This window comes from Aeromonas australiensis (assembly GCF_000819725.1).
Lineage (GTDB): Bacteria > Pseudomonadota > Gammaproteobacteria > Enterobacterales > Aeromonadaceae > Aeromonas > Aeromonas australiensis.
The window spans coordinates 1-25,178 of sequence record NZ_CDDH01000010.1 but is presented as its reverse complement, the minus strand read 5'-3'; the positions used below and the strand labels follow the sequence as shown (position 1 = coordinate 25,178).

At 60.0% G+C, this 25,178-nt stretch carries 24 protein-coding genes; 16 read left to right on the top strand and 8 right to left on the bottom strand.

What is annotated here, in order from left to right; translation table 11 throughout:
- Window positions 1–208: 208 nt before the first annotated feature.
- Complete coding sequence (locus BN1117_RS01980) at window positions 209–721, bottom strand: lipocalin family protein (protein ID WP_040094512.1); 513 nt, start codon at window positions 719–721, stop codon at window positions 209–211.
- 17 nt (window positions 722–738) lie between these two features.
- Entirely contained in the window at window positions 739–1,641 is a 903-nt protein-coding gene (locus BN1117_RS01975) for an AraC family transcriptional regulator (protein ID WP_040094510.1), read from the bottom strand.
- Window positions 1,642–1,798: 157 nt separating this feature from the next.
- Here BN1117_RS01975 and yqhD point away from each other — a divergent pair, with 157 nt between their 5' ends.
- From yqhD to BN1117_RS01940, 6 genes are all read left to right on the top strand, one after another.
- Complete coding sequence (yqhD, locus tag BN1117_RS01970; RefSeq protein ID WP_040094508.1) at window positions 1,799–2,962, top strand: alcohol dehydrogenase; 1,164 nt, start codon at window positions 1,799–1,801, stop codon at window positions 2,960–2,962.
- Between the two features lie 507 nt (window positions 2,963–3,469).
- Complete coding sequence (gene pntA / locus BN1117_RS01965; RefSeq protein WP_040094506.1) at window positions 3,470–4,996, top strand: Re/Si-specific NAD(P)(+) transhydrogenase subunit alpha; 1,527 nt, start codon at window positions 3,470–3,472, stop codon at window positions 4,994–4,996.
- 11 nt (window positions 4,997–5,007) lie between these two features.
- Entirely contained in the window at window positions 5,008–6,492 is a 1,485-nt protein-coding gene (gene pntB, locus BN1117_RS01960; protein WP_040094505.1) for a Re/Si-specific NAD(P)(+) transhydrogenase subunit beta, read from the top strand.
- A gap of 97 nt (window positions 6,493–6,589) precedes the next feature.
- Window positions 6,590–7,366, top strand: coding sequence for a substrate-binding periplasmic protein (locus tag BN1117_RS01955; protein ID WP_040094503.1), 777 nt, complete (start codon window positions 6,590–6,592; stop codon window positions 7,364–7,366).
- A 575-nt stretch (window positions 7,367–7,941) separates the two neighbouring features.
- Window positions 7,942–9,342 (top strand): L-cystine transporter, encoded by a 1,401-nt coding sequence (locus tag BN1117_RS01945; RefSeq protein WP_040094499.1) that lies wholly within the window; start codon window positions 7,942–7,944, stop codon window positions 9,340–9,342.
- 98 nt (window positions 9,343–9,440) lie between these two features.
- Window positions 9,441–10,769, top strand: a complete 1,329-nt coding sequence (locus tag BN1117_RS01940) for a CoA-disulfide reductase (protein ID WP_040094497.1) — start codon at window positions 9,441–9,443, stop codon at window positions 10,767–10,769.
- 147 nt (window positions 10,770–10,916) lie between these two features.
- On the opposite strand, the gene BN1117_RS01935 is transcribed toward BN1117_RS01940, so the two are convergent.
- Window positions 10,917–11,672, bottom strand: a complete 756-nt coding sequence (locus tag BN1117_RS01935) for an outer membrane protein assembly factor BamD (RefSeq protein WP_040094495.1) — start codon at window positions 11,670–11,672, stop codon at window positions 10,917–10,919.
- 117 nt (window positions 11,673–11,789) lie between these two features.
- Here BN1117_RS01935 and rluD point away from each other — a divergent pair, with 117 nt between their 5' ends.
- From rluD to clpB, 3 genes are all read left to right on the top strand, one after another.
- Window positions 11,790–12,770: a 23S rRNA pseudouridine(1911/1915/1917) synthase RluD gene (rluD, locus tag BN1117_RS01930; RefSeq protein ID WP_040094494.1), complete on the top strand. Its 981-nt coding sequence runs from the start codon at window positions 11,790–11,792 to the stop codon at window positions 12,768–12,770.
- Window positions 12,771–12,901: 131 nt separating this feature from the next.
- Window positions 12,902–13,639 carry a peptidoglycan editing factor PgeF gene (pgeF, locus tag BN1117_RS01925; protein WP_040094492.1) on the top strand — a complete coding sequence of 246 codons (738 nt, stop codon included), beginning with the start codon at window positions 12,902–12,904 and terminating at the stop codon, window positions 13,637–13,639.
- A gap of 200 nt (window positions 13,640–13,839) precedes the next feature.
- A complete protein-coding gene (clpB, locus tag BN1117_RS01920; protein ID WP_040094490.1) occupies window positions 13,840–16,413 on the top strand; it encodes an ATP-dependent chaperone ClpB in 2,574 nt (857 codons plus the stop codon).
- Between the two features lie 286 nt (window positions 16,414–16,699).
- Here the strand turns inward: clpB and asnA are convergent, their stop codons facing one another.
- Window positions 16,700–17,692, bottom strand: a complete 993-nt coding sequence (gene asnA, locus BN1117_RS01915) for an aspartate--ammonia ligase (protein WP_040094489.1) — start codon at window positions 17,690–17,692, stop codon at window positions 16,700–16,702.
- A 154-nt stretch (window positions 17,693–17,846) separates the two neighbouring features.
- Between asnA and asnC the strand changes: the two genes are divergently transcribed.
- Entirely contained in the window at window positions 17,847–18,308 is a 462-nt protein-coding gene (gene asnC, locus BN1117_RS01910) for a transcriptional regulator AsnC (RefSeq protein ID WP_040094487.1), read from the top strand.
- Between the two features lie 8 nt (window positions 18,309–18,316).
- Here the strand turns inward: asnC and BN1117_RS01905 are convergent, their stop codons facing one another.
- The gene (locus tag BN1117_RS01905; protein WP_040094485.1) at window positions 18,317–19,081 is read right to left on the bottom strand and encodes a substrate-binding periplasmic protein; all 765 of its coding nucleotides are present in this window, start codon (window positions 19,079–19,081) and stop codon (window positions 18,317–18,319) included.
- A gap of 87 nt (window positions 19,082–19,168) precedes the next feature.
- Between BN1117_RS01905 and BN1117_RS01900 the strand changes: the two genes are divergently transcribed.
- Window positions 19,169–19,705: a DUF2301 domain-containing membrane protein gene (locus tag BN1117_RS01900; protein WP_040094483.1), complete on the top strand. Its 537-nt coding sequence runs from the start codon at window positions 19,169–19,171 to the stop codon at window positions 19,703–19,705.
- On the opposite strand, the gene BN1117_RS01895 is transcribed toward BN1117_RS01900, so the two are convergent.
- Window positions 19,702–20,106: a CBS domain-containing protein gene (locus tag BN1117_RS01895; protein ID WP_040094482.1), complete on the bottom strand. Its 405-nt coding sequence runs from the start codon at window positions 20,104–20,106 to the stop codon at window positions 19,702–19,704. The genes BN1117_RS01900 and BN1117_RS01895 overlap by 4 nt on opposite strands.
- Window positions 20,107–20,269: 163 nt before the next feature.
- Between BN1117_RS01895 and BN1117_RS01890 the strand changes: the two genes are divergently transcribed.
- Entirely contained in the window at window positions 20,270–20,974 is a 705-nt protein-coding gene (locus BN1117_RS01890) for an SDR family oxidoreductase (RefSeq protein WP_040094480.1), read from the top strand.
- Here the strand turns inward: BN1117_RS01890 and BN1117_RS01885 are convergent.
- A complete protein-coding gene (locus BN1117_RS01885) occupies window positions 20,900–21,475 on the bottom strand; it encodes a 2-amino-4-hydroxy-6-hydroxymethyldihydropteridine diphosphokinase (protein WP_040094478.1) in 576 nt (191 codons plus the stop codon). The genes BN1117_RS01890 and BN1117_RS01885 overlap by 75 nt on opposite strands.
- A 124-nt stretch (window positions 21,476–21,599) precedes the next feature.
- Between BN1117_RS01885 and cydH the strand changes: the two genes are divergently transcribed.
- The 4 genes from cydH to BN1117_RS01870 all read left to right on the top strand — a co-directional run bounded on the left by cydH (window position 21,600) and on the right by BN1117_RS01870 (window position 24,997).
- On the top strand, window positions 21,600–21,692 hold the full coding sequence (gene cydH, locus BN1117_RS19285) for a cytochrome bd-I oxidase subunit CydH (protein WP_005339800.1): 93 nt from the start codon (window positions 21,600–21,602) through the stop codon (window positions 21,690–21,692).
- A gap of 103 nt (window positions 21,693–21,795) precedes the next feature.
- Entirely contained in the window at window positions 21,796–23,196 is a 1,401-nt protein-coding gene (locus BN1117_RS01880; protein ID WP_040094514.1) for a sensor histidine kinase, read from the top strand.
- Window positions 23,193–23,720, top strand: coding sequence for a hypothetical protein (locus tag BN1117_RS01875; RefSeq protein WP_425283245.1), 528 nt, complete (start codon window positions 23,193–23,195; stop codon window positions 23,718–23,720). Before BN1117_RS01880 ends, BN1117_RS01875 begins: the two co-directional genes overlap by 4 nt.
- Entirely contained in the window at window positions 23,717–24,997 is a 1,281-nt protein-coding gene (locus BN1117_RS01870) for a sigma 54-interacting transcriptional regulator (RefSeq protein WP_040094475.1), read from the top strand. Before BN1117_RS01875 ends, BN1117_RS01870 begins: the two co-directional genes overlap by 4 nt.
- A gap of 1 nt (window position 24,998) precedes the next feature.
- Here the strand turns inward: BN1117_RS01870 and BN1117_RS19280 are convergent, their stop codons facing one another.
- On the bottom strand, window positions 24,999–25,139 hold the full coding sequence (locus tag BN1117_RS19280) for a hypothetical protein (RefSeq protein WP_209435220.1): 141 nt from the start codon (window positions 25,137–25,139) through the stop codon (window positions 24,999–25,001).
- Between the last annotated feature and the right edge of the window lie 39 nt (window positions 25,140–25,178).

Genomic DNA, 25,178 nt, shown 5'->3' with positions numbered 1-25,178 from the left:
CCGCCGAATTCCCCGGCAGATGGTCTTGTTAGGGCGATAGCATGGTCTTTGATGCCTTTTTCATGGCGAAGATGGCCGATAGGCCGACTTGTCAGCCAGTGAGCAGCCCCATGGAGCCGAGCGAAAAAAGAACCCCCCTCTTTGAAAAAGTGGGGGGTTCTTCAGCAATCTGAGCCCGCGGGCTGCCCTTTGTTATTTCACGACGGTCTTAAGGGGTCTGTTTGACCCAAATCAGCTGGTCGGTGGCAAAGCCCAGCGACTTCGCTTTGGCGACCAGCGCATCCACCTTCGCCTTGGGCGGGTTGGGTGAGCGGGAGAGGATCCAGAGGTAGTCGTGGTTGTAGCTGGTCACCAGCGAGAGCTGGTAATCGGGGTCGAGGTCGATGACGTTGTAGCCGCCGTAGAAGGGGCCGAAGAAACTCACCTTGAGCCGCGCCTCGTCAGGACTACCGACGAAGTAGGCCTTGCCCTCCGCCTCGCGCCAGCTGCCATCGCTCTGCTTGCCGCGGTTGAGTACCTTCACGCCGCCATCATCCCGCATGCTGTAGGTGGCGTTCACCTGCTCCAGCCCCCGCTCGAAGCTGTGGTCGAGGCGGGCGATTTCGTACCAGGTGCCTAGATAGCGATCGAGCTGGAAGCCGGTAACGGGGCGGATGCCGTCGGCGAGGCCGGTACAGGCCGTCAGCAGTAAAGCGGTGAACAGGCAAAGCAGTGAACGCATAAGTAATCCCTCTCTTGTTATCCCTCGATGATGCGCAGTTGGCCATCCCGGAAGCGGGAGGCCTGATCCGTCGGCGTGCTGCCGAAGAAGCGCTTGTACTCCCGGCTGAACTGGGAGTTGCTCTCGTAACCGACTTTGGCCGCCGCGGTGCCCGCCTTGAGGCCATCGTGCAGCATCATCATCCGCGCCTTGTGGAGGCGAAATGACTTGATGTACTGCAGCGGCGAGGTAGCGGTGACCGCCTTGAAGTGGTGGTGAAAGGCGGAGACGCTCATGTTCACCTCCCGCGCAAGCTCCTCCATGGTGAGGTTGTCGGCATAACGGGACTCTATCATACGCAGCACCCGGGCGATCTGGCCCACATGGTTGTGGCGATTGGCGAGCGCCTGCAGCGCCGGGCCGCCCCCCTCGGTGAGGGCGTGGAACAGCATCTCCCGCACCGTCTGCGGTCCCAGCACCCTGGCATGCAGCGGGTTGTCCATCAGCTCGATCAGTCGCTCGGCAGCGCAGAACATGGTTTCCGACAGGGGGACCGAGTGGACGCCACTCTTTTGCGGCGCGGGGGCGGGCAGGGCATCCCCCAGCTCCAGCAACAGCTCTTGCAGGGTTACCAGATCGATCTCGATGGTAAACCCGATAAGCGGCTGTTCGGGGGAGGCGAAGCACTCGCACTCGCAGGGGAGCGGCAGGGTCATCAGCAGGTAGTGGTTGGGGTCGTAGCGAAACACCTGATCCGCCAGATAACCCACCTTGTGCCCCTGCAGGATAACGATCATCCGCGGCTGGTAGAGCACCGGGGTGCGGCCATGGTGCTCGGTGGTATAGATGAGGTTGACCTGTTCCACCGGTGATGGGGTGATACCGGGGGCGGTGACGTGGCGGGTCAATCTGGCGGCGAGCTCGCTGTAACGGTTTTGCATGGGTGCTCTTTGATTCGATAGTTCCGGTTTTCGCTGCTTTGTAGAAATAGGCAAGAATCAAGCAGGATATTGCCTTGATGGTATGAGTTCGTTGGAGAAAAATGCAATCACATTTTTGCGGCCAGGCCGCCCTGACTATCAGAAGAAGGCAATGTCCATGAACAACTTTACGCTCCATACCCCGACCAAAATCCTGTTCGGCCAGGGGCAGATCGCCCAGCTGCGCGAACAGCTTCCGAGCGATGCCCGCGTCATGATCACCTACGGTGGCGGCAGCGTGGTGCGCAGCGGCCTGCTGGAACAGATCCGCAACCAGCTGGCCGGTATGACCCTGTTTGAATTTGGCGGCATCGAGCCGAACCCGGCCTACGAGACCCTGATGGGGGCCGTGGAGCTGGCCCGTGCCGAGCGGGTCGACTTCTTGCTCGCCGTTGGCGGTGGCTCCGTGCTCGATGGCACCAAGTTTATCGCCGCCGCCGCGCACTACGATCTGGCCAGGGATCCCTGGCACATTCTCGAGACCGTCGGCAGCGAAGTGCGTTCCGCCATCCCGCTCGGTTCCGTGCTGACCCTGCCGGCGACCGGTTCCGAAATGAACATGGGCGCCGTCATCACCCGTCGCAGCAGTGGCGACAAGGTGCACTTCTTCTCGCCGTTCGTGATGCCGCGCTTCGCCGTGCTGGATCCGGTGCTCACCTACACCCTGCCCGAGCGTCAGGTGGCGAACGGGGTAGTGGATGCCTTTGTCCACATCGTGGAGCAGTACCTCACCTATCCGGTCAATGCCAAGGTGCAGGATCGCTTCGCCGAAGGCTTGCTGCTGACCCTGATTGAAGAGGGCCCCAAGGCGCTGGCCGAGCCGCACAACTACGAGGTACGCGCCAACATCATGTGGAGCGCCACCATGGCGTTGAACGGCCTGATCGGTGCCGGTGTGCCGCAGGACTGGGCCACCCACATGCTGGGTCACGAGCTGACTGCCCTGCACGGCCTCGACCACGCCCAGACTCTGGCGGTGGTGTTACCTGCCCTGCTGCAGGCCAAGCGCAAACAGAAGCATGCCAAGTTGCTGCAATACGCCGAGCGGGTGTGGGGTCTGAACAGCGGTAGCGAAGCGGAGCGCATCGACGATGCCATCGCCGCGACCCGCGACTTCTTCGAGCGGATGGGGGTCAAGACCCGACTGCGTGACTACGGTCTGAAAGATCTGGGTATCGACACCCTGATCGGCAAGCTGGGGGAGCACGGTATGACTGCCATCGGCGAGCACGGCGACATCGATCTGGTGCAGAGCCAGCATATTTATGAAGCGGCCTGGTAAGGGCCGCCAATCGACGCCAGATGAGCGAAACGATTGAATTGTCGGGGCCACCGCTCGCCATCTGGCGGCTGAGGAGCCCCGCATTTGTTGGTAAAATGTTACTTTTCGGCGGTTTGCTGCGAGAAGTGAGGCGAAAGCTGATTTCGTAATAACAAATAGCGCTAAGATAGAGGGCCGGAAAAACATTTTTTTTGACTGGTTGGATCACTTTTTTTAGCCGTTTTTACTGCTATAAGTCGCTAATTTAGTTTGTTTTTTTTGATTGTAGCCAGGGATGGGCTGAATTCTGTACCCGCATCGTCGGGACTGCGGTTGTAATAAAACTCCAAAATTTGATACTAATCACCTTCGCGCCTGAAAAGCGGGGGCCCGACCATGACAGGAGGTTGAGGTAAAGCCTACTGATTTTCATAACAAAGAGCCCAAGACCTCTATTTTGGTCATGTCTTGTTTCACCAGAAGTGAGACACTGGGCAGCGATTGTTTATTAACCATCAGGGAATAGTCATGCAGATTGGAATACCGAGAGAGAGTCTCGCCGGTGAGACCCGGGTCGCAGCGACCCCGGCTACCGTCGAGCAGCTGAAAAAGCTCGGCTTCGAGGTCGCCATCGAGACCGGCGCCGGCCAGTTGGCCAGCTTCGATGATGCCGCCTTTGAGGCTGCCGGTGCCAGCGTGGTGCCGAATGTCTGGCAAGCCGACCTTATCTTCAAGGTCAATGCGCCGACCGAGGCCGAGATCGCACAAATTAAGGATGGTGCCACTCTGGTGAGCTTCATCTGGCCCGCCCAGAACCCTGAGCTGGTCAAGAAGCTGTCGATGCGCAACATCAATGTGATGGCGATGGATATGGTGCCGCGGATCTCCCGTGCCCAGTCCCTCGATGCCCTCTCCTCCATGGCCAACATCGGTGGTTATCGCGCCGTGGTTGAAGCTGCGCACCAGTTCGGTCGCTTCTTCACCGGTCAAATCACCGCAGCCGGTAAAGTGCCGCCTGCCAAGGTACTGGTGATCGGTGCCGGTGTAGCCGGTCTGGCCGCCATCGGGACCGCCGGCTCCCTCGGTGCCATCGTGCGTGCGTTCGATACCCGTCTGGAAGTGGCTGAGCAGATCGAATCCATGGGTGGCGAGTTCCTCAAGCTCGACTTCGGTGGCGAAGATGGCGCCTCCTCTGATGGCTACGCCAAAGTAATGAGCGACGAGTTCATCAAGGCCGAGATGGCGCTGTTTGCCCAGCAAGCCAAAGAGGTGGACATCATCATCACCACCGCCCTGATCCCGGGCAAGCCGGCTCCCAAGCTGATCACCAAAGAGATGGTCGACAGCATGAAGCCGGGCTCCGTCATCGTGGACATGGCTGCTCAGGCTGGCGGCAACTGTGAATACACAGTACCGGGTGAACTGCATGTCACCGAGAACGGCGTCAAGGTGATCGGTTACACCGATCTGCCGGGTCGTCTGCCTGCCCAATCCTCCCAGCTCTACGGTACCAACCTGGTCAACCTGATGAAGCTGATGTGCAAGGAGAAGGACGGCCAGGTTGCCATCGACTTCGAAGATGTGGTGCAGCGCAACATGACGGTGATCCAGGCCGGTGAAGTGACCTTCCCGCCGCCCGCCATCTCCGTCTCTGCCGCACCGCAGAAACCCACTGCCGCCAAACCGGCCGCCAAGAAGGAAGAGGCCAAGCCCTCCAACAAGAAATTTGTCTGGGGTGCGCTGGGCATCGCTGCCTTCGGCTGGGTTGCTGCCGTGGCGCCTGCTGCCTTCCTCTCCCACTTCACCGTATTCATCCTGGCCTGTGTGGTCGGTTACTACGTGGTGTGGAACGTATCGCACGCCCTGCACACGCCGCTGATGTCGGTCACCAATGCCATCTCCGGCATTATCGTGGTCGGTGCCTTGCTGCAGATTGGGCAAGGGTCGACTCTGGTCACCGCGCTCTCGTTTGTCGCCGTGCTGATTGCCAGTATCAACATCTTCGGCGGTTTCACCGTCACTCAGCGCATGCTGAAGATGTTCCGTAAGGATTAAGGGGGTTTAACGTGTCTCAAGGACTGGTAACAGCATCCTATATCGTTGCCGCCGTGCTCTTCATCCTCAGTCTCGCGGGACTGTCGAAGCAAGAGACGGCCAAGCATGGCAACCTGTTCGGTATCGCGGGTATGGCGATTGCCCTGCTCGCCACCGTGTTCAACCCGGAGACCAGCGGTGTTCACTGGATCATCCTGGCCATGGTGATTGGCGGTGCCATCGGCGTGCGTCTGGCACTCAAGGTCGAGATGACCGAGATGCCCGAGCTGGTAGCCATGTTGCACAGCTTCGTGGGTATGGCGGCGGTGCTGGTGGGCTTCAACAGCTTCATCGATCTGCACCCTTCTGCCCCCGCCGAAGTGGTGGTCTCCATTGGTTCCAACCTGGATGCCACTCTGGCAGCCGCCCGTGCAGCCTTCGAGCAGGCCAACAGTGTGGCTCATGTCGAACACCTGACCGGTGCCATGCTGAATATCCACCTGGTAGAGGTGTTCCTCGGTGTCTTTATCGGTGCGGTGACCTTCACCGGTTCCGTGGTGGCGTTCGGCAAGCTGCGTGGCCTCATCTCCTCCAAGCCGATGATGCTGCCGCACCGTCACAAGCTGAACCTGCTGGCCGTGGTCGCCTCCCTGCTGCTGATGATCTATTTCGTCAACGTGGGTGGCTCTACCTTCGCCCTGCTGGTGATGACCCTGATCGCCTTCGCTTTCGGCTGGCATCTGGTTGCCTCCATCGGCGGTGCTGATATGCCGGTGGTGGTCTCCATGCTGAACTCCTACTCAGGTTGGGCGGCGGCGGCGGCGGGCTTCATGCTCTCCAACGATCTGCTGATCGTCACCGGTGCTCTGGTGGGTTCCTCCGGTGCCATCCTGTCGTACATCATGTGTAAAGCGATGAACCGCTCCTTTATCTCGGTGATCGCCGGTGGCTTTGGCTCCGATGGTGCTGCCTCCACGGCTGAGCAGGAGATGGGCGAATACCGCGAGACCAGCGCCGAAGATGTGGCCGAGCTGCTGAAGAACTCCAGCTCCGTCATCATCACCCCGGGCTATGGCATGGCGGTGGCGCAGGCCCAGTATCCGGTTGCCGAGATTACCCAGAAGCTGCGTGACCGCGGCGTCAAGGTACGCTTCGGTATCCACCCGGTTGCCGGTCGTCTGCCTGGCCACATGAACGTGCTGCTGGCGGAAGCGAAAGTCCCGTATGACATCGTGCTGGAAATGGATGAGATCAACGAGGACTTCGCCGATACCGATACCGTGCTGGTGATTGGTGCCAACGACACCGTCAACCCGGCTGCGATGGAAGATCCGGGCAGCCCGATCGCCGGTATGCCGGTGCTGGAAGTGTGGAAAGCGCAGAACGTCATCGGCTTCAAGCGTTCCATGAACACTGGCTACGCCGGTGTCCAGAACCCGCTGTTCTTCAAGGAAAATACCCAGATGCTGTTTGGTGATGCCAAGGCCAGCGTCGAGGCAATCCTGAAAGCACTGTAAGTGCCATTCAGAGACGGGATATCAAGGAGGCTTCGGCCTCCTTTTTTATTGCTCATCCTTGTATATCCTTAGTCCATTCGGACCATGAGGGATCTCCATGATGTGGTGTCAGGGTTGGCGCAAGATAGGATGTTACTGCTGGTTGCTGGCTTCTCTGTTGGGGGTCGGTCCCGCTGCTGCGGATGGGTCACGGACGCTGATCCTGCTGACTGAGCTGTGGCCCCCGTATGTGATGCGGGATGATAATGGCAAACTGGTGGGTGCCGATCTCGAACTGGCACAGATCGTCCTCGCTCGGTTGGGATATCAGACCGAAGTCCGGGTGCTGCCCTGGAAGCGGGTTTTGCAGCAGGCCCGTCTCAGGGAGGGGGATGCGGTGGTCGATGCCTTCTTTGAATCTTCCCGCCAGCATTGGCTTCACTATCCCGAAGAGCCGCTCTCGCTCAGTGGTGAGGTCCTCTTCTACCCGGCTGACCGACCGATCCGCTTCGAGCGGCTGGCTGACCTCAAGGGGTTACGCATTGGTATCCAGGTTGACTATGCCTACAGCAAATCCTTCCTGACCGATACCGGGGTGATTCGGGTACCGATGACGGGGGAGGGAAATGCCGTCAAACAGCTTCACCTGATGATGGCCGGTCGGCTGGATGGGGTGGTGCTCAACGAGCGGGTAGGTCGCTACCTGCTGGTCACCCAGGGACTACAGGGCCAGGTGGAGCATGCCAGGCCGCTGCTGACCGATGATAACCGCAACTTCCTCGCGTTTACCCACAAGCCCGGCCACGACCAGCTGGCGAAGCGCTTCTCGGTCGCACTCAGGCAGTTCAAGCAGAGTGCTGACTATCAACAGCTGCTTGCCCGTTACCACTTTTAGGCGGAACCTCGCCGTGTGCAGTTTTACAATCAGCCGTTCTTTGTTAAGGCGGCCATAACACCGCGGGCACAAGCGATATTGTGCAACTTGCTTGGCATCGCCATCTGGCAGGGCCCTTTTTTACCATGGCGACAGGGGTCGCTTCAGGTTAGCCACTGTATCAACAACATCATTGGCAATGCTTTACGGTATCATCTGTGTCGGCTGCACCTGTTTTATGGTGGTCTCGATACCCCCGGTGACGCTGAAATCCATCGTTGATGACCATCAACAACCTGTCTGTGCTCCAGATTAAGGGGACTTCTCTGACGATCTGGAGCGCATCATCGTCAGGCTGGCGGGTCTTACCCAACGGGGGGCAGGGTTCCGACATCGAGACCATCAACATCATGCTGGCCAAACAACAAGGCAAGGATGGGTGGTACAGGCCACCTTTTGTGTTTCTGCCAGTTGACGTTACCCCGGCCATACCGGGGGACGCGCCGCCACGATGCGGCAGGTTTCAGGGAGGCGTGCGTAGTGGGCTCGCCTCCGTTCACTTCGGGCCTGGCCCGATTATTTTGGGGATTATCGTCATGACTCTTAGTGTTATCGGCAATTTGGCCATCGCCGCCATCTTGCTGTTCTTTCTCTACCGGTTACAGGAAAAACATGTGAGTTTCACTCGGCGGGTGTTCGCCGGTCTGGGGCTCGGTATTCTGTTCGGCGCCGCGTTGCAACTGCTTTACGGTGCAGGCTCGCCCGTCATTGTTCAGACCATCGACTATCTCGATATCGTGGGTAGCGGCTATGTGAAGCTGCTGCAGATGATCATCATCCCGCTGATCATGGTCTCCATCATCAGCGCTATCTTGAAGCTCAACGGTGGTACCGCCCTTGGCAAGATCAGCGCCATGACCATAGGCGTGCTGATCTTCACCACCATGATCGCCGCCGGGGCGGGCATCCTGATGTCCAACCTGTTTGGCCTGACTGCTGAAGGGCTCACCTCCGGGGCCGCCGAGAGCGCCCGTGGCGCTGCGCTGCAGACCACCCTCGGTAGCGTCGAGAGCATGTCGTTCGCCAAGATGATGCTGGAGTTCATTCCCGCCAATCCCTTCCTCGACATGACAGGGGCCCGCAAGACCTCTACCATCGCCGTGGTGATCTTCTCCATCTTCATCGGCCTCTCTGCCACCGGCATCGCCCGCAAGAAGCCGGAGATCTTCGCCAGCTTCAGCCACTTCGTGGCCGTGGCTCATGCCATCGTGATGCGGATGGTGACCCTGGTGCTGCGCCTGACCCCGTTTGGCGTGCTGGCGCTGATGACCAAGGTGGTCTCCGGCTCCAACTATGCGGATATTCTCAACCTGCTCAGCTTTGTGATGGCCTCTTACGGCGCCATCGCCATCATGTTTGTCGTGCACCTGCTGCTGGTGAGCCTGGTCGGCATCAACCCGCTGCGCTTCCTCAAGAAGATCACGCCGGTGCTGGCGTTTGCCTTCACCTCGCGCACCAGTGCGGGCTCCATCCCGATGAACGTGCAGACCCAGACCAAGTCGCTGGGCATTCCTGAGGGGATCGCCAACTTCGCTGCCTCCTTCGGTTCCACCATCGGCCAGAACGGCTGTGCCGGTATCTATCCGGCCATGCTGGCAGTGATGATTGCGCCGACCGTCGGGGTCAATCCGATGGATCCCGGTTTCATTATGACGCTGCTCGCCATCATCACCGTCAGCTCCTTCGGGGTGGCCGGGATTGGCGGCGGTGCCACCTTTGCCGCGCTGATCGTGCTCTCCGCACTGGACTTCCCGGTGGCGCTGGCGGGTCTGCTCATCTCCATCGAGCCGCTGATCGACATGGGCCGTACCGCCCTCAACGTTTCCGGCTCCATCACTGCAGGGACGATCACCAGCCGGCTGATGGGCGAGACCGACATGCAGGTGTTCAACAGCGATCACGAAGTGAGTCTGGACGGCGAAGAGTCCACAGTCTGATTTGCTGTCGATTGATCTGCTGATGGAAAGGGGTGACCCTTTCCCGTCATAGACCGCAGGGAGGGCATGCCCTCCCTGCGCCATTGAGAGGAAAAACTATGAGAATTCTGATCATCGGTGGTGAAGCCGCCGGTATGAGCGCGGCGGCCAAGGCACGCCGGTTGGCCAAAGATGCCGACATCGTGGTGTATGAGGCCTCCGAAGTGATCTCCTTCGGTGCCTGCGGCCTGCCTTATTTCGTCGGTGACGAGTTTCAGGAGCCCGGTTACATGGCCGAGTTCACCCCCGAGCAGTTCGCCGCCAAGGGGATCGAGGTCAAAATTGGCCATCGGGTGCTGAGCGTTGATGCGGCGGCCCAGACTCTGGTGGTGGAGCACAACGGCGACACCTTCACCGATCGCTACGATCGGCTGATGATCGCCACCGGCGCCCGCGAAGTGATGCCCCCCATCCCCGGTTTGCAGCAGCAAGGGGTATTCGGTCTGCGCCGGATGGCCGACGGGCTGGCCCTCAAAGCTGCGGTGCAAGACAAGAATAATCGCCGCGCCCTGGTGATTGGTTCCGGCTTTATCGGGTTGGAAGTGGTCGAGGCGCTGGTCCATCAGGGCAAAGAGGTGCGTCTCATCGAGCTGGCGGATCGGGTCATCCCCGATGCGTTTGATGGCGAGATCACCCAGCATATCGAAACCGAACTGCGCGAGCAGGGGGTCTCTCTCCATCTGGGTGAGCGAGTTGAAGCCCTGCTGGGGGATGGTCGGGTGACCGGCGTGCGAACCAGCCAGGGCGAGTACGAGGCCGATATTGTGGTGGTCTGCACCGGGGTCAAGCCCAACACCGAGTTTCTGGCCGATACCGGCATCGAGCGGCTCGGCAACGGTGCCATCAAGGTGGATCGTCAGGGGCGCAGCTCGCTGGCCAATGTCTGGTCGGCCGGTGACTGTGCCAGTGTCTGGCACAGCGTGAAGCAGCAGCAGGTCTATGTACCGCTCGCCACCATCGCCAACAAGCTGGGGCGCATGGTGGGTGAGAACCTGGCCGGGGCCGAGCAGACGTTCCCGGGTACCCTCGGTTCTGCGGCGCTCAAGGTGCTGGGGCTGGAGGCGGGCCGTACCGGCCTCTCCGAGCAGGAAGCCAAGGCGATGGGCATCGACTATCGCACCGTGGTGATCAAGGACAAGTGCCACACCAACTACTGCCCGGGCCAGTCCGACATTCACGTCAAACTGGTCTACGAGGCGGGCAGCAAGCGGCTGCTGGGGGGGCAGATCCTCGGGCGCAAGGGAGCGGTACACCGCATCGACGCGCTGGCGGTGGCCATTACCATGGGAGTGACCACCGAGCAGCTCGGCATGCTGGATTTTGCCTACGCGCCGCCCTTCTCCCGTACCTGGGATGCCCTGAACGTGGCGGGTAATGTTGCGAAGTAACGGTCTGCGATGAGGGGGAGGGAGCCGTCACGCAGCGCCTTCTCCTGCTCTGCAGAGCCCCTGCGGGTAATTCCAGTGGCTAAATTGCAGCGATAAAAAAACCGATGCCTTGGCATCGGTTTTTTGTCATCGGTTTATCCGCTCTACTTAGCCACGGCCGAGGCGGTTATTCGGGTAGTTCTTGGCCAGCACTTCGCGGGCATGCTTGGCCAACTGGGGCATCTTCAGGCTGTCGTACGACTTGACCATGATCTCCAGCGCCTTCTCGGTCTCGGCGGTGTCGGGATAGGTCTCGACAATCAGCTTGGCCCGGTTGGCGGCGGCGACCAGTGCATCACGCTTCACGTAATACTCGGCCACGCTCAGGTCATATCGGGCCAGACGATTCTTCAGGCCAATCATGCGGGCACGGGCATCGGCGGCATAGACGCTGTTGGGGTAGTTCTGCAGCAGGGTTTTGAAGTCCTGGAAGGCTTGACGGGCATAAGCCGGATCCTTGTCATCCCGTGAGATGCCAAAGATGCTCTGGAAGAAGTTGTAATCCGCCGCCATGTTGGTCAGGCCGCGCATATAGAAGACGTAATCGATATTTTTATGCGCTGGATTAAGGCGGATAAAACGGTCAATGTTGGCGATCGCCTGTGCGGTGTCATCCTGCTTGTAGTAGGCATAGATGAGGTCAAGCTGCACCTGGTTGGAGTAGGCACCGAACGGGTAGCGAGAATCCAAAGCTTCTAGCAATTCAGTAGCTTGCACGTAATTGCCAACGTCCAGCTTGAGGCGTGCTTTCTGGTACAGGGTCTCCGGCGGTTCGTCGGGTACCTTGGGTTTGGTGCTGGAACAGCCTGTGATCAAGGTAGCGACCAAGGCGAGCGACATCAGCAGGTGAGACTTCTTTCCCATCAACAACATCCGGTCCATTTCCACGAAATTGGCAAAGTATCCGTTATGCTTGGCTAAAAGAAAAGCTAGAATACCCGGATTATTTCGAATTGATACCCCCCGCTCAAGAGACCATACATGAGCCAGCATATTGAACTGACAGGCGAATTCCAGGATCACCAATTCGGGCAGCGACTCGACCAGGCCCTGGCTGAATTGTTTCCAGACTACTCCCGCACCCGCATCAAGGAGTGGATTTTACAGGACAGAGTGACCCTGGACGGTCAGGTTGCCAACACCCCGCGCGAGAAGATTCTTGCCGGGCAAAAGGTGCATGTGAATGTCGAGCTGGAAGATGATACTCGCTGGGATGCCCAGGATATCGAGCTCAACATCGTTTATGAAGATGAACACATTCTGGTGATCGACAAACCGGCCGGGCTGGTGGTTCACCCGGGCGCCGGTACGCCGGATGGCACTATCCTCAACGCCCTGCTGCACCGCTATCCCGGCATTGCCGAGGTGCCCCGTGCCGGTATCGTGCACCGTCTGGATAAAGACACCACTGGTTTGATGGTGGTTGCCAAAACCATTCCGGCCCAGACCCATCTGGTGGAAGCGCTGCAAGCGCGCCAGATCACCCGTGAGTATGAAGCCATCGCCATCGGTCACATGACCGCAGGCGGCACCGTTGATGCGCCCATCGGCCGTCACCCGACCCAGCGTACCCACATGGCTGTGGTACCCAATGGCCGCCCTTCCGTGACTCACTACCGGGTGCACGAGAAGTTCCGTGGCCACACCCGTCTGCGTCTGCGCCTGGAAACCGGCCGCACCCACCAGATCCGTGTCCACATGGCTCATATCAAACACCCGCTGGTGGGGGATCCCGCTTACGGTGGTCGCCTGCGCCCGTTGCGCAACGCGACCCCCGAGCTGACCCAGGCACTGCGCAACTTCAACCGTCAGGCGCTGCATGCCACCATGCTGCAACTGGCTCACCCCATCACGGGTGAAGTGATGCAGTGGCATTCAGCTACACCGCAAGACATGGTGGAGCTGATGGAAGTGCTGCGCGCGGATACTCTCGCCAATCCGGATGAATTGGTCTGGAAATAAGGCAGTGAGGGTGGTGCTGCGACAATTGTTGCCGCAGCCTACCCGAACAACACGCTAAAACGGGGCTTCTTGACTGGGTGCAGCCAAGGGCCCCGTTGTCATTTTAACGATCGCGCAGCAAGGAGTGAGCAATGAAATGGATTGAACCCGACTGGCCTGCACCGGCGTGCGTCAGGGCATTGTCGACCACCCGTGATGGCGGTGTCAGTGAAGGGGTCTTTGCCGGTCTCAATCTGGGCGCCCACGTGGGTGACGAACCGGCGCGAGTCGAGTCTAACCGCGCCCGCTTGCAACAGGCGGCCGCCATCCCGGGGCCCCTTAACTGGCTCAATCAGGTGCACGGCACCGTGGTTCATCAGGTCAGCAGTGATTATCAGCAGGGACCGGATGCCGATGCCGCCTGCGCCCATGAGGTGGATCACGCCTGTATCGTGATGACCGCTGACTGTCTGCCGGTGCTGTTGTGCGATCGGGCGGGTACTGTGGTGGCAGCGGCCCATGCTGGCTGGCGTGGACTGAAAGAGGGCGTGCTGGAGGCGAGTATTGCCGCCATGGATTGCGAGCCGGGCGAGATCCTGGCCTGGCTGGGTCCGGCTATCGGCCCTACCGCGTTTGAAGTGGGTGGCGAGGTGCGCGAGGCCTTTATGGCAGAGCAAGCTGAAGCAGAAGCTGCGTTCGTCCCTTCTCCCAACGAAGGCAAATGGCTGGCGGATATCTATCAGCTGGCCCGGCTGCGCCTCGCCCGTGCGGGCATTACTGCCGTCTATGGCGGTGAGTACTGCACCTTCAGCGATAGCGAGCAGTTTTACTCCTATCGCCGCGATGGCCAGACCGGCCGCATGGCCTCCCTCATCTGGTTGGCCCGCTAAGCAATCAACCGACAAGTAATACCCCGTCTCTCCCAATACCAGAGCCGTATGAGAGAGGCGGGGATCCTGCTCTTGTTCCGTCTTGCAGAAAAAATAACCAGCTCATGCCCTTGAAATAGCCCGCCTGGGCCTCATCTTTCATCTCAGAAAGTTATGTTGTTTGCCGCGCAAGCGGCGTCCGTCTTGAAAGGGGGAGTGCAATGCGCCTCGATCGCCTGACCAGCAAATTCCAAATCGCTATTTCCGATGCCCAGTCTTTGGCGCTGGGTCGTGACCACCAATTTATCGAACCCGTTCACCTGATGACCGCCCTGCTCAATCAGGATGGCGGTTCCATTCGTCCACTGCTGACCTTGACCGGTCTGGATATCAACGCGCTGCGCTCCCGTCTCGGCGAGGAGCTGGATCGCCTGCCGCGCGTCAGCGGCGTAGAAGGGGATGTGCAGCTCGCCAGCGGCCTCGGCCGCCTGCTCAACATCTGTGACAAGCTGGCCCAGCAGCGCAAGGATCAGTTCATTTCATCCGAACTGTTCGTGCTGGCTGCCCTCGACGACAAGGGAACACTGGGTGAGCTGCTGCGTGCCCTGGGGCTGACCAAGGAGAAACTCGAGGCGGCCATCGACAAGGTGCGTGGCGGCAAGAAGGTGGAAGATGCCAATGCTGAGGAGAACCGCCAGGCGCTGGAGAAGTACACCATCGATCTGACCGAGCGGGCCGAGCTCGGTAAACTTGACCCGGTGATTGGCCGGGATGACGAGATCCGCCGCACCATTCAGGTACTGCAACGCCGTACCAAGAACAACCCCGTGTTGATCGGGGCACCCGGTGTCGGCAAAACCGCCATTGTCGAGGGGCTGGCCCAGCGCATCATCAACGGCGAGGTCCCGGATGGGCTCAAGAACAAGCGGGTACTGTCGCTGGACATGGGGGCGCTGGTGGCCGGGGCCAAGTATCGCGGCGAGTTCGAGGAGCGGCTCAAGGCGGTGCTAAACGATCTCGCCAAGGAGGAGGGTAACGTCATCCTCTTTATCGACGAGCTGCACACCATGGTCGGCGCCGGCAAGGGTGAGGGGGCTATGGATGCGGGCAATATGCTCAAACCGGCGCTGGCACGGGGCGAGTTGCACTGCGTTGGCGCCACTACTCTGGATGAGTATCGCCAGTTTATCGAGAAGGATGCCGCGCTGGAGCGCCGTTTCCAGAAGGTGCTGGTGGAAGAGCCGAGCGTGGAGGATACCATCGCCATCCTGCGTGGCCTGAAAGAGCGTTACGAGTTGCACCACCACGTACAGATCACCGACCCCGCTATCGTGGCGGCGGCCCAGCTGTCGCACCGCTATATCGCGGATCGCCAGCTGCCGGATAAGGCCATTGACCTCATTGATGAGGCTGCGGCCAGCATCCGGCTGCAGATCGACTCCAAGCCCGAGGCGCTCGATCGTCTCGAGCGGCGCATCATCCAGCTCAAGCTGGAGCAGCAAGCGCTGATGAAGGAGAACGATGACGCCAGCCGTAAGCGGCTGGAGCTGATTAATCAGGAAATCAGCGAAAAAGATCGCGAATACAACGAGCTGGATGAGGTGTGGAAAGCCGAGAAGGCGGCCCTCGCCGGTACCCAGCACATCAAGGCGGTACTGGAGCAGGCCCGTCAGGATCTGGATGTGGCCCGCCGTGCCGGTGATCTGGGGCGGATGTCCGAGTTGCAGTACGGCCGCATTCCCGAGCTGGAGAAACAGCTGGATCTCGCCACCCAGGCAGAGATGCAGGAGACCAGCCTGCTGCGTAACCGGGTCACCGACGTGGAGATAGCCGACGTGTTGGCCCGCTGGACCGGCATTCCGGTGGCCCGCATGCTGGAAGGGGAGCGCGACAAGCTGCTGCGGATGGAGGAACAGCTGCACAGTCGGGTGATCGGCCAGGAAGAGGCGGTCGAGGCGGTTTCCAACGCCATTCGCCGCTCCCGCGCCGGGCTTTCCGACCCCAATCGCCCCATTGGCTCCTTCCTGTTCCTGGGGCCCACCGGGGTGGGCAAGACCGAGCTGTGCAAGGCGCTGGCGGAGTTCCTGTTCGATACCCAGGATGCCATGGTGCGGATCGACATGTCGGAGTTCATGGAGAAGCACAGTGTTGCCCGTCTGGTGGGGGCGCCTCCCGGATACGTGGGTTACGAAGAGGGCGGTTATCTGACCGAGGCGGTACGCCGTCGCCCCTACTCGGTGATCCTGCTGGACGAGGTGGAGAAGGCGCATCCCGATGTCTTCAACATCCTGCTGCAGGTGCTCGATGATGGTCGCCTGACCGATGGTCAGGGCCGCACCGTCGATTTTCGCAATACCGTGGTCATCATGACCTCCAACCTGGGGTCAGACCTGATCCAGGAGTACCACAGCGAAAAGGATTACGACGAGATGAAGGGGATGCTGATGGAAGTGCTGACCCGTAGCTTCCGGCCGGAGTTTATCAACCGGATCGACGAAACCGTGGTGTTCCACCCCCTCGGTGAGGATCACATCAAGTCCATCGCCCGGATCCAGCTGGGGAGTCTGATGGGCCGACTGGAGGCTCAGGGCTACGAGGTGGAGGTCAGTGAAGCGCTGCTCGACAAGCTGGTCCATGCCGGGTTCGACCCCGTTTACGGGGCTCGGCCCCTCAAACGGGCGATCCAGCACAAGGTGGAGAACCCGCTGGCGCAGGCGCTGCTCTCCGGCCGCATCGTCCCCGGCAAGAAACTGCTGCTGGGAGCCGATAGCAACGGCCTGACCATGACCCAGTAACCGATCTCGCGTCGATGTTTACCACGCCAGCCTCCGGGCTGGCGTTGTCATATCTGGCGGTGGTGATTCGGGGGCAAAAAAACGGCAATCCGAAGATTGCCGGGAGGAATGTAGTGACGCGACCTTGCGTGGGTTGAGCGGGTCGCAGGGGCAAGCCCCCGATTGCGAAACAAAACCGCTAACGGCCTTGCGTCTTACAGCCTGCCGGGGATGCGCTCGCTCAACCCCGATGGCCACCTGCCTGTTGCCATGCCGGCTGCGATGGCGCCGGCATGGCCTTCATTAGTTACAGCATGCCTTGCACGGCAGCCTTCATCTCGGACGGCCAGACACCGACCTGAACCTGCCCGATATGCTCTTTTTGCAGCAGCAGCATGGCCAGACGGGATTGGCCGATGCCACCGCCGATGGTCTGCGGCATCCGTGCGGCCAGCAGATCCTGATGCCAGTCGTACTGCAGGCGATCCTCGTCGCCGGTGATGGCGAGCTGGCGACGCAGCGCCTCGGCATCGACCCGGATCCCCATGGAGGAGATCTCGAAGCTGTCTTGCAGCACCGGGTTCCACACCAGAATGTCACCGTTCAGACCCGCCAGGCCCAGCTCGCTGTGGCTGCTCCAGTCGTCATAGTCCGGGGCGCGCACATCGTGGCGCTCGCCGTGGGACAGCGCTCCGCCGATGCCGATCAGGAACACGGCGCCGAGCTCTTTGGCAATGGCGCGCTCGCGCCCTTTGGCATCGAGATCCGGGTAGCGGGCCAGCAGCTCTTCGCTGTGCAGGAACTGGATCTCGGCCGGCAGGAAGGGGGTCAGCTCATGCTCGGCACAGACTGCGCGTTCGGTGGCCTTGATGGCGGCCCAGATACCGCGCACTGTCTCCTGCAGGTAGGCCAGATCGCGGCGCTCGCTCGGCATCACCTTCTCCCAGTCCCACTGATCCACGTAGACCGAGTGAATGGGGGTGAGGCGATCCTCGTCCGGACGCAGCGCCTTCATGTGGGTGTAGATCCCTTCACCCGGGCCGAAGCCGAAGCGACCGAGAGTTTGGCGCTTCCATTTGGCCAGTGAATGGACCACTTCGTAGCTGTGCTCCGGCAGGGTCTTCACTTTGACCTGCACTGCATTCTCGTGGCCAGAGAGGTTGTCCTGAGTGCCATCACCGACCCGGCTCAGGATGGGGGCTTGTACCTCCATCAGACCCAGTTGTTGGGCGAGTTGGCGGGAGAACATCTCTTTGACGAAGCTGATCTGCTGTTGGCTGCGAATGTAGTGCTGTTTCATGCTGAATTCCTGTTTCAAACCCCGTTGGATGTGGTGATTCTTCAACGGAATGCCAGCTAAATTCAATATTCGATAATAGAAATAGGCTTTGTGTATTTTTTTGTTCAAAATTAACCGTCAATTAATGATGGATCATCAAAGGGAGTACAAAAAAATGCCGGAAAATTACCGGATCGATAATCTCGATCAGGCCATCCTCACCGCCCTGATGGAGAATGCGCGCATTCCTTATGCCGAACTGGCGAAACAGCTGCTGGTTAGCCCGGGCACCATCCATGTGCGGGTAGAGAAGATGAAGCAGGCGGGGATCATCGAGGGGACGCGGGTGCAGGTGAACGCGAAGAAGCTGGGTTACGATGTCTGCTGCTTTATCGGGATCAATCTGAAGAGCGCCAAGGATTACCCCTCGGCACTGGCCAAGCTGCAGGCGCTGGACGAGGTGGTGGAGGCCTACTACACCACGGGTCACTACAGCATCTTCATGAAGGTGATGACCCGCTCCATCGACGAGTTGCAGATTGTGCTGATCAACAAGATCCAGACCATCGATGAGATCCAGTCCACTGAAACGTTAATCTCGCTGCAAAATCCGATCCTGCGGGATGTGAAACCCTGACCCCTTGATCAGGGTTCTATATAGGGAATGCCGTGCTGGTCGTAGAGCGCCTTGAGGCTGCCGTTGCGCTTCATGCGCAGCAGCTCGGCATCGTAGGCGGCCATCTGGGTGGGAGTATCCTTGTCAGCCGTGGCGCGAGCCCAAGTGTTGAAGTAGGGGCTGCTTTTGAGCGGTTTGGGCAGGTAGTCAAGCTTGCCCTCCAGACCCTCGTCCCTGATCTGGGCAAAGGCCGCGAGCAGCGGCATGGGCACGGTATCGATCCGCCCGGCCAGCAACTTGCGCAGTTGTAGCTGATTGAGGGGGATCTCCTGAATATGGTAGGCCGGGTCCTGGATGATTGCGGTTAACTCCGGGGTATAGGCGTAATCCCGGGTCAGACCGATACGCCAGGGTTTGAGGTCGGCCAGCGTCTCGTAACGGATCTTCATCAGGTCTGCCTTGCGTACAAAGAAGTGCCAGCTGTGGCGAATATGGGCCTGTTGGGGGTAGATGAGGTAGCTCTCTCGCTCCGCTTTGTGGGAGTGGGTCATCACAATATGGCAGGCGCCGGTTTTGGCATTGCGGGTAAGACGGGCACCGGAGTCGAACAGATCGATTCTGGTGGTCACTCCCAAGGCGCTAAAGATGGTGGTAACAATCTCGATATCGAGTCCGCGGGCTCTTTGGCCTGCGTCGAGAAACTTGAGCGGGGGCTCCAAGGTACCGCAAATCACCAGCTCTCTGGCCGGTAATCCAAGCGGAAATAGCAACAAAAACAGGGGGATCACACGCAAACTACGTCTCCTGAACCCGTTTTAAGATATTCCAAGACCTGATTCCAGTATATTGGATGACACCGGATCTGTAACAAGCGACTAAATATGGCAAATCCTGAAATCGAGAGCTCGCTGGACGGGATCGACAAGTTGACCGTCTCGCTCTACCGCCTTGGCCTGAGTGTGGCTGCCCTGCTATTGCTGTACCGCGGTGCGGCCCTGCTGAGCGGGATGGCACTGCTCCCGTCGGCACAATGGTTGATGTCGCTGGCCGTGGCAAGCGCAATTTGCGGCTTCTCGCTGCATATCTACGACAAGCAGATCCGTCTGATTCTGCAGGGATTTGGTTGGGGGGCACTGGCTCTGGCGGCGGTGGGGGCGCCGGATGCGCTGGTGCTGGGGGCGGCGTTGGCAACCCTCGCCGGGCTGGCATTCAAGGAGCAGTTTTGCTTCGCCATTCCCGGCATCAAGCTGGTGCCCGTGTTGTTGCCACTGTTGTGGCTGCTGGAGTGGTGGCGGGTGGAGTGGGCCGCCGCACTGGTGGCGCTGGTCTGCGGGGCCCTGTTGAGCTTGCTGGCGCTGGCCAAGTGGCGGATGCCCCTGCACTTCGATATTGGTGACAAGGGGCGTTACCAGATCTAGGTCTGCTGGCACCCCTTCATCTGCTGGTTGAGGGCCTGCATCACCTGACTACGACTGATGATGCCGATCACCTTGCCCTGTTGCAGCACCGGGTAGATCTTGGGTTTGGCGCCAGTCATCTGGCGAGCCAGCTCAAGGATGCTTTCATCCGGCCCGACCGAGAGGGGCGTGCGGTTCATCAGCTCTTCCACCCGGGAGCGGGTGTCGCAGTGGTAGCTGTCGGTGAGCAGGCTGGGGATGCAGTCCTGTTCCGAGAGAAAGCCAATCAGTCGTTTCTGCTCATCCAGCACCGGCAGGCCGCCAAGGCCGGATTGATGCAGGCGGTCCAGCGCTGCTGCCAGACCAAGATCGGCGGTGAGATAGTGGGTCAGGCGACCCATGTGGTGGTGAACGTTCAGCATGGTGGTCACTCCGCAATAGGGGGGATGCCGCCACTATGCCGCGGCCGGGTGGCCTGCGACCAATGGCTTGTGCCGCAGAGATTGATAGGCAGCGACCATTGACGGTGATCCGCTGGCCGGCGGGCTTCGTTCATGCAAGACCATGAAAGGGAAAGGAGATCGTATGCGTGCATTGGTTACGGGCTGCGGCCGTCGACTCGGATTTTATCTCTGTGAACAGCTGGTGGCAGCGGGCTGGCAGGTGACGGGTAGTTATCGCAGCGAGCGGCCGGAGCTGGCCATCCTGGCTGCACTGGGGGTCGAGCTGGTGCAGGCGGATTTTGCCAGCGAAGAGGATGTCGGCAAGCTGATCGCTGTGCTGGCTGTCCATCAGGATCTGGCGCTGGTGATCCACAATGCCTCGGCCTTCGAGCCGCAGGCAACTGATCCGGCGGCGCAACTGGCCCAGTTTGAGCAGTTCTACCGGGTGCACATGGCTGCTCCCTTCCAGCTAAACCGGGCGCTGGCCCCCCAGCTTGCCAGCAATCCCAACGCCAGCATCATTCATATCACCGATATCTATATCCATGCCCCGGCCCCCCGTTTTGCCAGCTATGTGGCCACCAAGGCGGGAGCCCATTCGCTGGCCATGAGCTTTGCCCGAGAGCTGGCGCCTGCGGTGCGAGTCAACACCATAGAGCCGGGCCCCATTCTGTTTCTCGACGAGCATGACGAGGCATGGCGCCAGCAGGTGTTGGCGAAAACACCGCTGGCGCGTGAGGGCGGGCTTGAGCCCATCTGGCAGGCGGTGCAGTTACTGATGGGGAACAGTTATATGACGGGGGCCAGCATCAAGGTGGATGGCGGTCGCGCGCTGGCTACCCTCTGATAGGTTGCCGAGCACCAGCGGCCCCAGCCCGACCTGCCGAGTCAGCAAGCCCTTGCCGGGTTTGAGCTTGCCCGACGGGGCAGGAAGCGTCACTTGCAGCGCCACCTTGGGGTCATGCACCTCGCCATGGCCATAGAGCTCGGCCAGCAGCTCCGCCAGATAGGAATCGACCTCTGCCGAAGCAAAGTCGCCGCTCCTGTTGCTGGCCAGAATATCGATGTCGAGCGGTCGGTCGTGCACCTTGCAGAGCGGGTTGCTGCGATCCCGGCCGTGAGCCAGTTCAAGGGCGATAAAGCACCGCTTTAGACGGGCGGCATCGAGCGGGCTCTCCACCACCAGCAGGCAGTTGAGAAAGTCGTGGCAGGAGCGCATTCCCACCGGCTTGGTGCGGATCACCGAACTCAGTTGCATCGGGCCGACGTGCGCAAGCAGTTCGGACAGCACGCGGCTGACATGGATATGCGGGTCAATATTGGAACCAATGCTACACAGATAGAACATGCTCACCTTCCTGAAGTTGGGCTCATCTGAAATGTATACGCAGCTCACGGTTATCGGATTAACTATGGCTTAACATTGTCTTATCTATTGTGATCCGGCACTGATTGGCAGAAAGGAGGTTTGCATGAGTGTGGAGTTGAAATGGGCGCTGTTGACCGCCTCGGGCGCGCTGGCGATGATCATGATTATCTGTCTGGCCTCTGTCGCGTTGGCGTGAATCACCACAATCCAGATCATACAAACCGGCCTGTTGGCCGGTTTTGTTTTTTGGGGCGGTGCGGCTATGCTGGCGCACCGGTGAGAATGCAAGAGAAGAGATGATGACCAAGGTTCGCCCACGCTCCCTGCTGCAGGTGGTATTGATGGGATTTGTGCTGGTATTGATGCCGCTGGGCGGCATGATTTGGCACAACAGCACCTCCCTTGCCCACCTCAGTCAGCTCACCAGCGACGAGATGGAGCGGGCGATCAAGGATACCCGCCGTGCCACCCTGTTGACGGCGCAAGCCATCGATATCGAACGTACCTTGCGCCGCTTTGCTGTGTTGGGGGATCGCCGCAGTCTCACCAGTTATCAGCAGCAACTCGACGGGTATCGGGTGTTGCTGGCAGAACATCGCAACTCCATCTCCGACGACCAACTCTACAGCAGGCTAGATAAGGGGTTGTCCTGGCTCGATGGCTTGCAGGATGCTGCACAGGTCCAGGCGGCGGTAGCGGGTAACAAGATCGAACAGTTCAACGAGGCCAACAAGCAGCTCGAAGTGATCACCCGTAGCCGGGTTGATGAGCACATTGAACGGTTACAGCTGACTATTGCGGAGCTGACCAAAGAGCTTTGGTGGGTGAGCGGCGCCGTGGCGGCCATCAGCCTGCTGCTGGTCTTTATCTTCACCTACCTGATCATCCACCCGGTACGACAAATTGAGTCGCGTATCTTGAGTCTGGGGGCGGGGGTAGAGCCAGACCCGCAGCCGGTGGATGGCCCCGCCGAGCTGGTATTGCTGGGGGAGCGGATCCTCTGGCTGCACGACAAACTCAAGGAGCTTGAGCTGCAGAAATACCAGTTTCTGCGCCATGTATCCCACGAGCTCAAGACCCCGCTGGCGGTGCTGCGGGAAGGGACGGATCTGCTCTGCGAGCAGCTGGTCGGTCCTTTGACGCCGGATCAGCTGGAGATCTGTCAGATGCTCGACGAGAACAGTCGGCGGCTGCAGACCCTGATCGAGCGGTTGCTTGACTTCAATCGGCTCAGTCAGCAGGAGGCCTTCGAGCTGGAGCCCGTCCCCCTGCTGCCGATGTTGTCGGCACTTTCTGCCGAGTACCGGCTGGCATTGGAGTCCAAGCAGATCCGTGTACACTTGCCGACCATGCCGGTTACCCTGTGGGCGGAGCCCTACCGGCTGCGGCTGATCCTCGATAACCTCTTCTCCAACGCCGTCAGTTACGGCGTCAGCGGGGGCAATATCTGGATCAGGGCAGAGCAGGATGAACAGATAAGCTGGCTGGAAGTGGCCAACGAGGGGCTCAAGATCCCCGTGGCCGATCAGCAACGCATTTTTGAACCCTTCGAGCAAGGCAGCACAGTGCGGCAAGGTCTCTTGAAAGGCTCGGGCATGGGCCTCTCCATCGCCCGCGAGTCTGCCAACAGCCTGGGGGGGGAACTGGTTCTGGTAGAGGATGAACAGGCGGATGTCTGCTTCAGGTTGACGTTGAAATGAGAATTATGAAGATAACACGCGTATTTCCAGCTCTGATGGCAGGGTTGATTGCGGGTTGTTCCTTGCTGCCGCAACAGGCGCAGCGGGACTCCTCCGATATCGCCTTTGCCAAACGGATGGAGTTTGCCAACAAGGAGATGCAGGTGCGTCTGCAATACTCCGACTGGCTGCTGGCCAGTCACCCCCAGCAACGGGTACAGGAGCGTCAGCGTCTGAAAGGGGCCGACGATCTGGAGAGCCGGGTCAGTCTGGCGATGGTGGATTCCCACCCCGCCGAGTCGGTGGCCAATCGTACAGCCGGTCTGGCGCGCCTGAAGCAGATGCTGCCCGAGCTGGGTCTCGATGCGCAGGCCTTTTTGCGCAGCTGGATCGCCCTTGGCGAGCAGCTGCTCGCGCGCGACAGTCGGCGCGATGACCAGAGTCAGGAGATCCAGCGGTTGCGCCGCCAGATCGAGCAGCTGACCGCCATCGACGACCAGCTCAACCAGCGCAAGCTGAACGAGAATCGTGAGGTCATACCATGAGCCGGATCCTGTTGGTGGATGACGACGTCAGCCTGCTCAAACTCATGAGCATGCGGCTGCGCAGTCAGGGTTATGAAGTGGATACCGCCGACAGCGCGGAAGGGGCCCTCGACCGGTTGCGTCAGCAACGGGCCGATCTGGTGCTGAGCGATCTGCGGATGGCCGGTATGGATGGTCTGGCGCTGTTCGAGCGGATCCAGGCTCAGTGGCTGGGGTTGCCGGTGATCATCATGACCGCCCACGGCACTATCCCGGACGCCATTCAGGCGACCCGCTCCGGTGTTTTCAGCTTTCTGACCAAACCCATCAACAAGGATGAGCTGTTCGCCACCATCGAACATGCGTTGAGCCTGACCCGGCCGAAACAGCAGCAGGAGTGGCAGTCGCTGATCCTGACCCGCAATCCCCAGCTGGAGCAACTGCTTATTCAGGCCCACAGCATCGCCACCATGGAGGTGCCGGTGCTGATCATGGGGCCGTCAGGTTCCGGTAAGGGGGCGATGGCGCAGGCGCTGCATCAGGCCAGCCAGCGCAGTGACAAGCCGCTCCATATAATCAACTGTGCCGCGCTGCCGTGGGCGTCACTCGACTTGCAGCTGTTTGGGGAAGATGGCCAGTCCGGTCTGTTCGAGCAGGCCAAGGGGGCGACCCTGTTTCTCGACGAGATTGGCAGCCTCTCCGAATCCCTGCAGGCCAAGCTGTTGCAGGTGATGGAGGAGTATGGCCAGGGCACGCCGGAGGTGAGGGTGCTCAGCTCCAGCCATCAGGATCTGGTCAAGGCGATGGAGGAGGGGCGCTTTCGGGAAGATCTCTTCTACCGTCTCAACGTCGCCAATATCACCTTGCCCTCGCTCAGTGCCCGCAGTGAAGACATTCCGCTGCTGGCCCGCCAGGCCCTCGATGACTACCGCAGCCGCCACAGCGACTGCGCCGCCATGGGTTTTTCGCCCGAATCGCTGGCGATGCTGGCGGCCGCTGCCTGGCCCGGCAATGTGCGTCAGCTCTGCAACCTGGTGGAGCAGCTCGCCAGCCTCTGTTGCAGCCCGGTGATCGGAGTATCCATGGTGGAGTCCGCCTTGAGCGGTGGTGGCGGCGGTATCCCCTCGTTCAACGAGGCACGGGCCGAATTCGAGAAGGAGTATCTGATCCGGCTGCTGCGCACCACCGAGGGCAACGTGACCCTGGCGGCCAATATGGCGGGCAGAAACCGTACCGATTTCTACAAGTTATTGAATCGGCACGGTATCGAAGCTGCAAACTTCAAATCGAAGGGATAAATCAGGCGGGATCAACCACCGCCGGAGCGGCATCGGCTTGCTGGGTTTTATGGGAGAGCCAGAGGCCGCTCGCCTTCATCGGGTAGCTGAATTCAAGGGTGCGCCGATGATCTGGCGAGTGAATGAAATCAGGCGGGATCAACTACCGCCGGAGCGGCATTGGCTTTCTGGGTTTTATGGG